At 72.2% G+C, this 13,601-nt stretch carries 12 protein-coding genes; 2 read left to right on the top strand and 10 right to left on the bottom strand.

All coding sequences use genetic code 11. From position 1 onward, the window contains the following. Positions 1–51 precede the first annotated feature (51 nt). From GA0070621_RS12800 to GA0070621_RS12825, 6 genes are all read right to left on the bottom strand, one after another. Positions 52–1,104 (bottom strand): esterase-like activity of phytase family protein, encoded by a 1,053-nt coding sequence (locus tag GA0070621_RS12800; RefSeq protein ID WP_167666852.1) that lies wholly within the window; start codon positions 1,102–1,104, stop codon positions 52–54. A 314-nt stretch (positions 1,105–1,418) separates the two neighbouring features. Then, a complete protein-coding gene (locus tag GA0070621_RS12805) occupies positions 1,419–2,882 on the bottom strand; it encodes a hypothetical protein (protein ID WP_091202309.1) in 1,464 nt (487 codons plus the stop codon). A 17-nt stretch (positions 2,883–2,899) separates the two neighbouring features. Next, on the bottom strand, positions 2,900–3,457 hold the full coding sequence (locus GA0070621_RS12810; protein WP_167666853.1) for a DUF3558 domain-containing protein: 558 nt from the start codon (positions 3,455–3,457) through the stop codon (positions 2,900–2,902). Continuing rightward, on the bottom strand, positions 3,454–3,777 hold the full coding sequence (locus tag GA0070621_RS29520) for a hypothetical protein (RefSeq protein ID WP_157739956.1): 324 nt from the start codon (positions 3,775–3,777) through the stop codon (positions 3,454–3,456). The genes GA0070621_RS12810 and GA0070621_RS29520 overlap by 4 nt, the downstream gene beginning before the upstream one ends. Before the next feature lie 375 nt (positions 3,778–4,152). Further along, complete coding sequence (locus tag GA0070621_RS12820) at positions 4,153–6,312, bottom strand: BTAD domain-containing putative transcriptional regulator (RefSeq protein ID WP_091195026.1); 2,160 nt, start codon at positions 6,310–6,312, stop codon at positions 4,153–4,155. A gap of 334 nt (positions 6,313–6,646) precedes the next feature. Continuing rightward, positions 6,647–7,051 carry a hypothetical protein gene (locus GA0070621_RS12825; RefSeq protein ID WP_091195028.1) on the bottom strand — a complete coding sequence of 135 codons (405 nt, stop codon included), beginning with the start codon at positions 7,049–7,051 and terminating at the stop codon, positions 6,647–6,649. Between the two features lie 128 nt (positions 7,052–7,179). Between GA0070621_RS12825 and GA0070621_RS12830 the strand changes: the two genes are divergently transcribed. Then, positions 7,180–8,448, top strand: a complete 1,269-nt coding sequence (locus GA0070621_RS12830; protein WP_091195030.1) for an ROK family transcriptional regulator — start codon at positions 7,180–7,182, stop codon at positions 8,446–8,448. A 3-nt stretch (positions 8,449–8,451) separates the two neighbouring features. Here GA0070621_RS12830 and GA0070621_RS12835 read toward each other — a convergent pair whose 3' ends face one another. From GA0070621_RS12835 to GA0070621_RS12850, 4 genes are all read right to left on the bottom strand, one after another. Further along, positions 8,452–9,618 carry a glycoside hydrolase family protein gene (locus tag GA0070621_RS12835; RefSeq protein WP_157739957.1) on the bottom strand — a complete coding sequence of 389 codons (1,167 nt, stop codon included), beginning with the start codon at positions 9,616–9,618 and terminating at the stop codon, positions 8,452–8,454. Between the two features lie 290 nt (positions 9,619–9,908). Beyond that, positions 9,909–10,439: a P-loop NTPase family protein gene (locus GA0070621_RS12840; RefSeq protein ID WP_091195033.1), complete on the bottom strand. Its 531-nt coding sequence runs from the start codon at positions 10,437–10,439 to the stop codon at positions 9,909–9,911. A 10-nt stretch (positions 10,440–10,449) separates the two neighbouring features. Further along, positions 10,450–11,361: an NAD-dependent epimerase/dehydratase family protein gene (locus GA0070621_RS12845; RefSeq protein WP_091202312.1), complete on the bottom strand. Its 912-nt coding sequence runs from the start codon at positions 11,359–11,361 to the stop codon at positions 10,450–10,452. A 103-nt stretch (positions 11,362–11,464) separates the two neighbouring features. Further along, a complete protein-coding gene (locus tag GA0070621_RS12850) occupies positions 11,465–11,971 on the bottom strand; it encodes a hypothetical protein (RefSeq protein WP_091195035.1) in 507 nt (168 codons plus the stop codon). Positions 11,972–12,204: 233 nt separating this feature from the next. Here GA0070621_RS12850 and GA0070621_RS12855 point away from each other — a divergent pair, with 233 nt between their 5' ends. Continuing rightward, the gene (locus GA0070621_RS12855) at positions 12,205–13,581 is read left to right on the top strand and encodes a glycosyl hydrolase family 18 protein (protein ID WP_091195038.1); all 1,377 of its coding nucleotides are present in this window, start codon (positions 12,205–12,207) and stop codon (positions 13,579–13,581) included. The last annotated feature ends 20 nt before the right edge of the window (positions 13,582–13,601 follow it).

Raw genomic sequence — 13,601 nt, forward strand, 5'->3', positions numbered from 1 at the left:
CGCCTCCCGGGAGCCGGGCTCGTCGCGGCGGGGCGACCGGTTCGACGGCCGTCAGGATCCGTTACGCCGGGACCTGGCCGTTCCGAGCAGGCCCACCCCGACCAGACCCGCCCCCGCCAGAACCAGTGCGCCGAGTACGCCCGCCAGGTCCCCGTGGCGACCAGGGCCGGCGGCGGCCGGCGCCCCCGTGGCGGCCGTGGCCGACGCCGACGCCGGGGCCGAATGCGGCGTCGTGGCCGACGCCGATGCCGGGGCCGAACGCGGCGCGGTGGCCGGGAGGCGGGGCGTCGGGTACCGCGTGATGGTCGGTCGGGTGCCCGGCGGCTGGTCCGCGGTCTCCGAGACGGTGAGCAGGAATCGGCCGTCCGGGGTGTAGGTGATGGACTCCCCCTGTGGCTCGTCGGGCAGGGGGACGATCCGCGGTGTCCCGGTGGTCAGCGCACGGACCACGTCGCCGTCGGGGACGTCGAACTCGAACGCGTCGGCGTACGTGCGCAGCACCACCCGCCGCCCGTCCGGCGCGGCGGCGGCGCCGGTGACGACCGCACGACCGAGGAAGCCGAACGGGTTGCTCGTGTTCGTGCCGGGAAGCCGCACCTGCCCACGCCGCGTCATCGGCACCGTACCGCCTGGCACCGGGTCCCGGGTCGGGGCGTAGACGCCCGCCGCGCCGCCCTGTTTCGTCACGATGAGTGGCCGGCCGTCGCCGGTCAGCAGGAGCGCCTCCGCGTCGTGCGGCCCGTCCGGGTAGGTCAGCCGATGCAACACCGGTCGGTCACCGCCCGGTGCGAGCCGCCACACGGCGACGGTCTCCCGGGAGCGGCGGTTGTCGCCGATGTCGGCGATCCAGATCGTGCCGTCCCGTCCGAGTGCCAGGTCCTCCGTGTCGCGCGGCCGCGAGGGATATCGCAGCGTCCGTACCACCCGGCAGTCGGTGTCGAGAAAGAAGATCCGTCGCCGGGACTCCTCGTCGGCGCTGTCGTTGACCACGACGTAGCCGCTACGGGTGGCGGCCATTCCGGAGATCTCGGTCAGCCGGCTGTCGCGTACCTGGCACAGCGGCGTACCGCCGGCCGGCGAGGGGCTGGGTGCGACTCCGGCCACCGCCGCGCCGGCCGGTCCCGTGACGAGGGCGGCAACGGCGGAACACGCCAACACCCGCCACCGCGCTGACCTCCGGCGCTCCCCCACAGCCCTCGCTCCGATCCCACCGGGCCGTACTCGGCCATCCACCGCGGGTCACGCATCGGCGTGCTCCGCCTGTCTGCCATGGATGATCCGGGTCGAGGGCGTGTGCTGCCAGTCCCGTCGCGGGTCGGCCGCCTTCGGACGGGCGCGGGTCGGAATGATCCCGCACAGGGTCGAACGCGCCCGGGAGCCGGCCCACCACTACGGGTACCGGCTCCCGGGCCGGGGTTTCAGCCCCGGCACAGCGGCACGTCGGGCTCCACGACCGTCCGGTTGACCACGTCCTTCTTGATGAAGTCGGCCTCCTTGGGAATGCTGACCCCCAGCACGTGCTCGATCGCCTTGGTCAGCGGCGCCGACACGCTGATACCCTCGCCGGCCCGTACGGTGAGGACGAGGGTGGATCCCCGGCACTTCACCCCCGGCCCCACGGGCAGCGGCATGCCGATCCGGCCGGCCGCCGATCCGTTGGTCACCCCGACCGACGCCACGATGCCGACGAACGGCCCGGCGCCGGCCACCGGCAGGCCGAGCATGAGTCCGAAGCGGAACTCCGCGGCCACGACGATCCCCTCGACGCCGATCGAGATGCCACGGATGGACTTCACGATGCTGTCCCGCACGGAGAAGGTCGGCGTCAGGACGCTCGACTGGACGTACCCGATCGGCCCGTCGAGGCCCCACCTGCCGGTGGCCTTGATGTTGCCGTTCTTCGCCGAGAAGCCCGTGGTGACGAGGAACTTGAACGTCTGCGTGAGGGTCGCCGGGAACCCTCCGATGAGGATGGGCTGCTTCACCTCGATGGGAAGCTCGATCTTCGCCTTCTTGTTGTCCGCCAACCCGCCTTCGGCGCCGGCGGCGATGGTGATGGCGAGCCCCTCGACCCCGTCGATGCGGAACTGCGGGTTGGGGATCACGCCGTGGGTCACCCGGATGTCCCCCCACGCCCGCAGGTTTCGCACCAGCAGTTGGATGTCGAAGTCGACCTTGAGCCGCTTGACGGCGGTCGAGTGCGAGGCGGTCAACCCCAGCTTCGACCGGCCGCGGTACGCCTCCACGTCCCAGTCGCCGACCTTCTGCTTGAGGCTCTTGGCCCCCTGCGATCCCGGCTCGCGCGCCGGGGCGAGGACGATCGGCGGCACGGCGAGCCGGACGTCACCCGCGCCGATGGCGTTGACGCCCAGCCCGGTTGCCTGCGCGGCGTCCGGCACGACCGGTTTCGCGCCGGACGAACCGTCGTCGACGACCTCGCCGAGCAGGTCAGGAAGCGGGCTGAAGGTCTGCGCCTCAAGGTCGAGCGGTTGGTCGATCTTGAAGTGGCCGTCCCGCACCACATCGGTGAGCCGCACGGGGGCCAGGGTGACGGCCTTGTCACCGCCCGACCGTTCGACCTTCACCACCCGGCCGACCGCCTCGCTCGTGGCGAACATGATCTTACCGGGCGCGACGTCCTTCACCCCTCGGGCGCTGCCGTCGATCACATAGGTGAACCCGTCCCTGCTCACCGAGCGGATGGCCCTGCTGCCGCCCTCCACGATCACGACATCCGGCTGGTAGACCACGGAGCGGTCCGGCTTCGGGCCGTACCCGTACCGGTCGTCGGTCGCGGCGTCGCCACCGAGACCGACCTTTCCGCACCCGCCGGTCAGCAGGGCCACGACCAGCCCGGCCGCCAGCCACCCGCGCCTACGCATGTTCGTCGCCACCTCGTTCACAGTCGATCGGCCACCACCCGGACCAGGTCCTTCAGGGGCTTGTGGTTCTCCTTCGGGTCGTTGAGCAGCACCAGACGGATCGCCACCCACGTGCCCGTCTTCTGGACGAAGACCTCGTTCGCCTGCGTGTCCAGGTACGCCTCGTCGCCGACTCCGGACAGCGTCTCCAGTTCGTGCCCCAGCTGGCGCTCGATGTCGAGGATCTTCTTCGCGCCGTCGCCGACGTAGACCTCCACCTGGCCGGTCGGGCCGGTGACCGGGGCCGTCCACGTGCAGCCCTGTTGGCCGGCCCGCTTCGGGTCGAGCTTGAGCCGGGCCAGCGCGGCCGCCTCCTTGTCGGTCACCAGGTCGCACGCCTCCGGCTCCGGCTTGTCGGGTGCGGCCGGCGAGTCGCCGTCCCCCGTGGGTTCCGCGGGACTGGTCACCGACGGTTCACGGTCGGCGCCCGCCGTCTGGGACGGCTCCGCCGAGCGTCCGCACGCCGACGCCGTGAGCAGCAGCACCGTGGCCGACGGCACGAGCAGCCACCGGCCGACACCCGTCCGCCCGGTCACCCCTCGCCCACCGGCAGCTGCTTGTCGAGCCCGGGGCAGTGCTGCACGGTGTAGTCCGACACCGGCGGCATCGCCGTCTTGAGCTTCTGGGCGGACTTCCCGATGCGTGCGTAGGCCGCCGGATCTTCGGCCATGCTCTTGCCGGCGCTGTCGATGACGGCGGCGTAGAACTCGCTGAGCGTCGTCACCTGGGCCTTGATCTCGGCCGGTGCCGCCGCCTTCAGGTCCTTCAGCCGAGCGCGCGCCTGGTCCGCGTCGGCCTTGGGGTTGGCCGCATCCTTCTCGAACAACGGTTCCGTCGAATCGGCGAACGCCTTCACCGCGTCGCACCAGCGACCCCCGCCACCCGGCTGGCCCTGGCCGGTGGTGCCCCCGCCGTCGGCCTGGCTGGTCGAGCCCCCGCCATCGGCCGAGGCGGTCGCGTCCGCGCTGCCGGCCGGGTTGGCACCGCCCGCCGCCGGCGTCGCGCTGTCGGGCCCGCAGCCCGCCAACAGGAGCCCGACCGCCAGTACGGCGACACTCCCCCGAATCCGTGTCATCGATCCCCCTCCGACGAGAGCGAGCCGATCGGCTCGCGTACGTCCGACCTCGCTGACGGCTCACGGCAGGTGCCGGCGATCCCGCCGACAGCAATGGCCGCGCCCGTTCTCCTGAGGAGTCTGCCCGGTGGTCTTCGGGAGTCGTTCGGGAATTGTTCAGGCGGGCCGCTCGGGCACCGGGAAGGGGGCCGGCTCGACGTCTATCTCCCGCATCCGGGCGACGTACTCGTGGTAGCGGCGGCTGGCGTCACCGTGTCGCCGAGCGGCCGACAACGCGCTGATCAGCCCCAGGTGGGCCGGCTCGTCGTAGCCGTCCTCGCCCGTCAACCGCAGGTACCAGCCGATCGCCGCCTCGGTGCGGTCCGACCCCAGACACCGCCGGGCGAGCCGGTGGATCGCTTCGCGGTGCAGATCGGCCAGGACGGCCCGGGGTTGCCGCACCCAGTCTCCGGCGGTCTCCCCGTCGTCGCAGAGATCGCCGGTGTACATGGCCACCACCGCCTCCAGGCGTCGCAGCAGCCGTACCTCGCCGTCCTCGGGGACGCCGCCGGTGGTCGCGGCGTCGTCCGGGCTCGGTCCGCCGCTTCGCCGGGCCGTCGTCGGGTTCGCGCCGTCCGCCGCGATGGCCGCGCGGGCCGCGTCGTGAAAGCGCAGCGCGTCCACCGCGACGTGCGCCGCGTTGAGCCGCACGGTCGCCGGGTCGGTGGCGAGGTAGCGGTCCGCGGGATGCCGCCGATCCGGATCGAGTACGCCTCGGACGGTCGAGATGAGGACCGACAGGCGGCGCAGTGCCACCTCGGCTCGGGCCTCCGGCCACAGCGCGGTGGCCAGGGCCTCGCGGGCAACCGGCTTCCCGAGCTTCCCGGCCACCATCTTGAGCAGGTCACGCGCCTTCCGGGACTGCCAACTGCCGGCCGGCACGGGTAGGCCGGCCAGCCGTACGGTGAAGTCGCCCAGGGTCAGCACCTCGACCTCGGGGACCGGGGTCGGTCCGATCGCCGCCAACGGGCCGGCGACCTGCCAGGCGCCCTCCTGCACGCCGATCTGGTTCAGCCGTTCGTGCGCCATCTCCTCCGCCACCCGGTCGCCGGAGAGACGCGCCTGCAACAGGGCGTTGGTGGCGAGCGCGAACTCGTTGCCGAGTTCGGCCCAGATCGCCGCCGCCTCGACCAGGCTGGCGTGAAGGCGGCGCATCGCCCGGGCGGAGGTCGCCGCCGGGCTGACCCGGTGGGCGGCGAGCGCGGCGAGTTCCATGGCCTCGGCCAGGCCGGCGGCGTCCCGGCGACGGCCGGCCTCGGTGCGGACCTGTTCGCCGTATCGGAGCGCGGTCTGCGGATCGTCGGAGCAGAGCGCGACCCAGCCCGCGGCGAGTTCGGCGATGGTGGGCCCGGCGGCGCTCGGCATGGACAGGGCGCGCTCGGCGTACCGCGCCGCCGCCGCCCGGTTGTCGACGTAGCTGATCCGCGCGAGCCCCGCGCACGCCTCGACCAGCACCTGCGCGTTGCCGTCCGGCTCGCCCATCGCCAGCGCCGCCTGGTAGGCGGCCACCGCCTGGCGGGCCGCGCCGCGTACCCGGTGCACCCGGGCGGTCAGCGTCAGCCCGAAGGCGGCCAGCGGCGACCCGGCCCGCTGCCACAGGGCCAGGGCCTCGTCCGCGTCGCCGCGCGCACGGCGCAACTCGCCCAGCCCCAGCCACGCCTCCGCCCGGTTGTGCAGCGCCAACGCGAGCAGCGTGTGGTGCCCGAGCAACTCGCCGAGCCGGACCGCCTCGCGGAGTTCCTCGACGGCCGGCCGGTAGCGTCCCTCCTCCACCAGCCGTGAGCCGATGTTGCACCGGATCCGGAGCTGCTGGCCGAAGTCTCCGGCTCGTTCGGCCGCCGCGAGCGCCCGGGCGTACGCGTGCTCGTTGTCGGCCCGGTCGCCGTCGCCGAACGCGGCCAGCGCCTGTGCCACGTACGCCGCCGCGACCGCGGAGTCGTCCCCGCTCTGCTCCGCGACGCGGACGGCCTCCTCGGCGAGTTGCCGGGTCCGCGCCTGGTCGCCCTTCGCCCAGCGGGTCGCGGCCCAGCCCGCGAGCACCTGTGCCCGGTCCGCCAGCATCGACGGCTGATGCTGGTCCGCGGCGTCGACGGTCGCGCGTCGGTAGCAGGCGTCGGCCGCGTCGAACCGCCCCCGTTGGTGCAGCAGTACGCCGAGACGCCAGGCCAGCGCCGCCGGCAACGGCACCTCCGCCGGCACGTCCGCGAGCTGGCGCAGGGCCTCGTCGTACCGCCCTTCCTGAACGGCCGTCTCGATCGGGACGAGAACTGCGAGCATGTCAGCACCACCCGCGCCGGCGGTAACGGCGGAAGGTTGTCGACCGTGCGCGACAACCCGCGGTCGCGGGGCCCACTACCGGTGGCCGGGTCTTTGCCGGTGGTCCTTCACGACGGCCACGCCGATGCGGCAGGGGCCGAACGGTCCGGCCGGGACCAGCCCGACGACGGGAACCCGAGAGGGCATCGCTTCTCCTTGAACCGGGGAGATACCACCGATTTTCGCAGCATAGGCCGCCCGTACCAAGCTGGGATCGGTGCTACCTCGAATCCCGATCACCGACACCGTGACCGGGGCGGTCGCCCGGCCGCGTCGCGGGCCCGCGAGCCGCCGGTCACTGGCGTGCGATCCGGGGCGGTGACACCGGGTTGCCGGTCACCGCGTCCACCACGTGCCGATCGCCGAGCGGCTGTTCGAGCCGCACCCGCACCCATCGCACCTCGGCGTGGTCGTCGCCCGACCACCACAGTGTCGGCTGGCGCGCGGTCACGTGCAGGATCACCCGGTCGTCCTCGTAGTCGGCGTCGGAGCGCACGATCGCGAAGTCGGGGTGCACCTCGACGCGCGCGTAGAGGAGTCGAGGGTCGCCGCTCGTGTTGTAGGAGTTGACCGACAACTCCTGCTCCTGCCCGCGACGCACGGCGGTCACCGTCGCGAACACGCAGATCAGCAGGACCGCGACGACCGCGCCCGCGACGAACATCTTCCGCTTCGGCATACGCATCCGCTCGCCGGCCATGGGACCTCCGTCCGAACTGCACGAGGTGGTGACTCAGTCTCGACGCGGCCGGTGACGCGGGCAAGACTCCCGCTCGGCCTGCCACGGAATAATCGACGCCGAGACGTTGCAGGACGCCGGAGGTCGGGATGGTCCAGGAGGAGATCCGCCGGCGCAATCTCGGCGCGCTGCTGCGACACGTACACCTGGACGGGTCGCTCTCCCGCGCCGCGCTGGCCGAGCGGATGGGGCTGAACCGCAGCACCATCATGGCGCTGACCGCCGAGCTCACCGCGGCCGGTTCGGTCCGGGAGGAGGTGCCCACGGACACCGGACGGGCGGGTCGGCCGTCGCTGGTGGTGCGGCCCGAGTCCACTCGGGTGTACGTGCTGGCGTTCGACGTCGCCGTGGACTGGCTGGTCGCCGCCCGGGTCGGGCTGGGCGGGGTCGTCCTGGACCGCCGGTGGGCGGCTCGGCCGCGTGCCGGGGCCGACCTCGACCGGGTGGTCGAGGTCCTCGCCGGGTTCGGTCGCCAGCTGCACGACGCGGCGCCGCCGGGCTCGGTGTGCGCCGGCGTCGGCGCGTCGTACTGCGGGATGATCCGACCGGGCGACGGCATGGTCCGCTTCGGACCCGACATGGGCTGGGTGGACCAGGCGTTCGGTGCCGAACTCGGCCACCGGCTGGGCCTCGGCCTGCCGGTGCCGGTGGGCAACGAGGCGCATCTCGGGGCGGTGGCCGAGCATCAGCGCGGGGCGGGCGTCGGCTTCCAGAACCTGATCTACCTGCATGGGGACGTCGGTGTGGGCGGCGGGATCATCGTCGGCGGCAAGCTGTTGGACGGCGAGGGCGGGTACGGCTGCGAGCTGGGGCACATGGTGGTGAACCCGTACGCGGGGCGGCCCTGCGGATGCGGCTCGCACGGCTGTCTCGAGGCGGAGGTCGGCGAACGTGCCCTGCTCGACGCGGCCGGACGGCCCGCCGACCTGATCGGCCGCGACGCGCTACGCGCCGTGGTCGGCGACGCCGACCGGGGCGATGTCTCGGCCCAGGACGCGCTCCACCGTATCGGTGACTGGCTCGGCATCGGCGTGGCGAACCTGATCAACCTCTTCAACCCGGGCGTCGTGATCTTCGGCGGCATGCTGCGCGACGTGTACCCGGGCGCGGCGGAGCCGGTCCGCGCCCGGATCGCCCGCCATGTGCTGCCGGTCGCCAAGGAGCGGGTACGCCTTCGTACGTCGGCGCTCGGCGACGATGCCACGCTGGTCGGTGCCGCCGAACTCGGCTTCTCGCGGCTGCTGGCCGACCCGCTGGGGGTGCTCGCCGGGGCGGAGACCCGGGACGGGCGACGACGCCGAGCCGGCGGCCGGCGCGTCACCCGGCCCGTCGCCGGCCGGCCCGGCCCGCCGGCCTGAGTCCTACGGCCTGCCGACGATGTTCCAGCGGACCAGGCTGCCGCCCTCGGGCGGGTCGTTCGGGGTCACGATGCCTCGGACGTCGCCGAGGAGCTGCCAGGAGGGCATGTCGTAACCGCAGCTGAGGCCGTCCCGGCCGTAGATCAACGGGGTCGGTGCGACCGACCAGGTCACGGCGTCCGCGCTACGCGCGATGCCGACCACCGTCTGGGTGTCCGTACGACCGCACTCTCCGCTGGCTCCCGAGAACGCCTCGAAGATGATGTACCAGTAGCCGTCGGGCTCACGGGTCATGTCGGCCTTGCCCACCCCGTAGTTGGCCCAGTCCGGGGTCGGCGACAGGTTGATCCTCTGGCGGACGCCGGTGTACTCGTGGTCCAGCGTGTCGAGCCGGACCACCCCGCGCATCTGGTTCATCCGCCCGGTCGCGTCGTGCCCGTGGAACGTCAGGAGATAGCCGGTCCCGTCCTTTTCGATGTCGGGCGTCCCGATCTCGTCGTCCCACGCACCGACCGCCCCGGGGCTGAGCAGGAGCGAGCTGTTCGACCAGTTGTGCCCGTCGGTGCTGGTGACATATCGAATGGAGTGCAGGCTTCGTCCCTGTCCGGGGCCGGCGTAGTCCGGGTCGTGGTCACGCTGCTCGAACACCATCACGAGGCGGTCTCCGTCGGCGATGACGTCCGGCGCGTACACCCAGGTGCTCTCGACGCTGTCGTCGAAGCGGCAACTCTGACCCTGCTGGACCGTCTGCAGGGCGGACAACGGGCGGCCCCCGTTCACCGGCGTCCACGTGGCGCCCTGGTCGTTCGAGGTCGCCAGCGCCACACCCTGCGGGATGGAGCAGGAGTCCCCCGCCGGGCTGACGAAGGTCCGGTAGTACATCAGGTACTGCCCGTTCCAGATGATCGAGGTGGTCTCGGCGTGACCGCCGATGGCGTCGGGAAACGGGGACCCGCTCGGCCGGGACAGGGTTGCCGCCCCGTTGAACAGGTCGGCCGCCGTGGCTGGGGGCCCGCTGCCGGCCAGATCCGGGTCGGACACAGCTCCAATTCTGGACCACGCCGCCGCCGAATCGAGTTCGAACGGCCGCACACCGGCGATTCGGCCGATGATCGTCGCGACTGAAAGGGCGACGAGCAGGACGGCCAAACCTCGCATCTTCTTCGTCATGTCTCTCCACGCCGGTTCGGACGCATCGGGGGCATTGTCGGGAAAACTGTTGAGGCACAACCCGGCCCGCCGCCGTTTCACGCGGTGGCCGGCCTTTCCGGGGTACGGCGTGAAGAGTAGTGCGCGCACCCCGAAAACTGCGACCGCGCGATTACATGGAGTGCAATTCATTACACCCAGATCGGCAGGCGCGAACAGCGACCGGGGCACGGGTCCGTATCCGGGGCGAACCGCCCGACGATGCCCTCAGCCGGCCATCGCGCCGAGACGGTGCGGGAATCCCGAGGGCCTCACCGGCGGGGCAGCCCGGCCAGCCAGCGGTCCAACTCGGCCGGGGAACGAAACAGCAGCACCGGCGGTCCGTACGGGTCCCGCTGCCACGCCCGCATCCGCCGCCGGGCCCGGGCGAACGCGAAGACGTGCCACACCAGAATCGAGTCGTGGGACAGCACGCTGCCCAGCGACTCGCGGTTGCCGTTGCAGATCTCCTCCCCCGTCACCAGCCGGCGCCCGGTGCGGCGCAGCAGCCGCCAGAACGAGAACCAGCGCGGGTAGTCGAGGCCGACCACCAGGTCGGCGCGCGCCAGCGGCACGTCCCGCCACCCGTGGTACGCGCCGTCGAGGATCCAGCGGTCCCGCTGGCAGATCCCCTCGATCCGGCTACGCTGGCGCGCGACCGGCACCTCCACCCAGCCGGGCTGCCAGAGCAGGTCGTCGACCGGATACCACGGCAACCCGAGACGCTCGGCCAACCGCGCCGCGAGGGTGGACTTGCCGGCACCGTACACGCCGTAGACGAGGATCCGGCGTGGCCCGCTCATCGTCGACGCGTCAGCGGCCGGCGGGGTCCACGTGGTCCCGCCAGGAGTGCCGCGGCTCGTAGCCCAGCACCCGCCGCGCCTTGTCGATGCTGAGCAGGGTCTCGTGCTCGCCGAGCTGCTTGCGGACCTCGACACCCGGGTAGACCTCGGCCATGAGGCTGGCGCTGGACCGGCTCATCACGGTGTCCGCGTTGGCGATGATGAAGACCTCGGCGCCGGGCCGGCCGTGGGCGAGCGCCCGCTCGACCGCCTGGGCCCCGTCGCGGGCGTCGATGTAGCCCCACAGGTTCCACCGGCGCAGCCGTGGGTCGGCGTCGAAGGACGGGAACCGGGCGTAGTCCTCGACGTCCATGACGTTGGAGAACCGCAGGCCGACCATGACCAGCTCGGGATCCCACCGGCAGAAGTGCCGCGCCATCTCCTCCTCGAGCGCCTTGTTCAGGGAATAGGTCGACTCCGGGCGGGGCGGGTAGCCCTCGTCGACCGGCGCGTACGGCGGCGGGGTGTCGAACGGCAGCCCGAGCACCGTCTCGCTCGACGCCCACACCACCCGCTTGATCCCCGCTGCCCGGGCCGCCGCGAAGACGTTGTACGTCGCCGCGGAGTTGTTCGCGTAGGTGGTCGCGTTGGGCAGCAGCCCGGGAGCCGGCACCGCCGCCAGGTGCACGATCGCCTCGACCCTGCCGGCGTGCTCGTCGGCGCCGCCGGTGAACGCCTCCACCACCTGCCCGTAGTCGGTGAGGTCGACGAGGAGGAACTCGCCGTCGACGTCGCGGGGGTCGCGCCCGCCGGCGCGGTCCACCGCCAGCACGTCCACGCCCACGTCGCGCAGGTGCGCGACCACGGCGCGACCGAGTTTGCCGGCGGCCCCGGTGACGACGACGCGCTTGGGAGGTGCGGATCCGAGAACGGGTTGAGCCATGGTCACATCTTTCCCTGTCCTGCCCCGTGCCGCGCGCGGGGGTGGCGTCCACCTGATCTTCGTCCTCACTCGACGCGCACGTCGTCCCTGGCCGCGGCGGCGGTCAGCGACAGCCGAGGAGGATGCCGCGCATCGAACCCGTTCCGTGCCGGTCCGCGTCGCTCGACATCGCGGCCACCTCGCGCAGAACGGCTTCGACGTCGACTCCGGCCCGCCGGGCCCGGTCGCACAGGTCCCGCAGTGCCAGGATCTCATCGCGCGGGTCCGCGCCCTGGTCGCAGGCGGAGAGGTGGATGAGACGGGCCCGGAACTCCTCGGCCGTGTCCCAGTCGGGGGGCAGGTGAGCCGCCCACCGGAACGACGGGTACCGGTCGAACAGGTGCCGGGTCGCGGCACGGGCGGTCTCGTCGCCCGCGGCGTACAGGTCGATGGCGGCGCGGAGAACCGTCTCGGCCTGGTCGTCCACGGCGAGTGCCGCGAGATCCGCCTGGACGGCGTCGCCCAGGTTCTTGAACCTGTCGAGATCCGCCACGTCCACCGGCCTGATGGCCACCGGCCGGTAGGCGGCGTCCAGGCGCGCCATCTCGCGTTCGACATCCACGAGATCCATGCGTCCTTCCTAGCCCATCGGGGCCAGTGCTCACCCGGTCAGGACGAACCGCCGCCGGGCAACGCCCTCCGGCATCGACGGACATCGTTGACGTCTTAGTTAAGGCTCTTTAATATTTTGCCTACCTCGAGGAAGACCACGTTGCCCCACCCGTACGCCCGGCCCGGTGGCTGGCCGAATCCGGCCCCGGCCGGGCGACACGGTGCCGCGACCCACCAACGGGAAGGCCCTCGATGTCCTCACCACGCCCCCGCCACCGTTCCGCCCTGGCCGCCGGCCTGCTCGCGCTGGCCACCGCCGGCGCCACCCTGGCCCTCACCCCGGCCGCCGCCGACGCCGCGGTCCTGCCCAACAACTTCAAGAGCGTCGGCTACATGCCATCCTGGAGCGGCAGCGTCAACACCATCCAGTACGGCAAGCTCACCCACATCAACTACGCGTTCGCGCTGCCCAACAGCGACGGCAGCCTGCGCCCGGTGGACAACCCCAGCAAACTCTCCTCGCTGGTGTCGCTCGGGCACGCCAACAACGTCAAGGTGTCGATCGCGATCGGCGGCTGGAACGACGGCGACGACTCCGCCTTCGAGGCCCTCGCCGCCAACTCCGGCGCCCGGGGCGCGTTCGTCACCAACGTGGTCAACTTCGTCAACCAGTACAACCTCGACGGCGTCGACATCGACTGGGAGTACCCCGACCCCGGTGCCTCGGCCAACAACTACTCGCTGTTGATGCAGCAGCTCAGCAGCGCGCTGCACAGCCGCGGCAAGCTGCTCACCGCCGCCGTGGTCTCGGAGGGCTACTACGTGCAGGGCGTACCGACGGCGGTGTTCGGCTACGTCGACTGGCTCAACATCATGGCGTACGACGGCGGCAGCCCACACGCCAACTACGACTGGTCGATCAACAGCGTGAACGGGTGGAAGTCGCGCGGTCTGCCGGCCAGCAAGGCGGTGCTCGGCGTGCCCTTCTACAGCCGGCCCGGCTACTACACCTATTCCGCGCTGGTCGGCATGGACCCGGCGAACGCCAACCGGGACTGCACCACCGCCGGTGGCGCGCAGCAGTGCTACAACGGCGTACCGACCATCAAGCGCAAGACCCAGTGGGCGCTGGCCAACGCCGGCGGCATGATGAACTGGGAACTCTCCCAGGACACCACCGGCTCGACCTCGCTGGTCAGCGCGATCTACGACACGGTCATGGGCGGCACCCCGCCGCCGAGCGGGCGGACCGGCCCGATCACCGGCATCGCCGGCAAGTGTGTCGACGTGGCCGCGGCCGGCACCGCCAACGGCACCGCCATCCAGCTCTACACCTGCAACGGCACCGCCGCGCAGAACTGGACCGTGGGCACCGACGGCACGCTCCGCGCCCTGGGCAAGTGCGCCGACGTGACCAGCGGCTCCACCGCCAACGGGGCGAAGATCCAGCTCTGGGACTGCAACGGCACCGGCGCCCAGGTCTGGCAGGCCCAGTCCAACGGCACGCTGCGCAACCCGCAGTCGAACAAGTGCCTGGACGCCACGGACAACAGCTCCGCCGACGGCACCCGCCTGCAGATCTGGGACTGTTTCGGCGGTGCCAACCAGGTCTGGCGCCTGCCGGCCTGACCCCATCGGCGGCCCCCGCC

It is taken from the genome of Micromonospora narathiwatensis (assembly GCF_900089605.1).
Classification (GTDB): domain Bacteria; phylum Actinomycetota; class Actinomycetes; order Mycobacteriales; family Micromonosporaceae; genus Micromonospora; species Micromonospora narathiwatensis.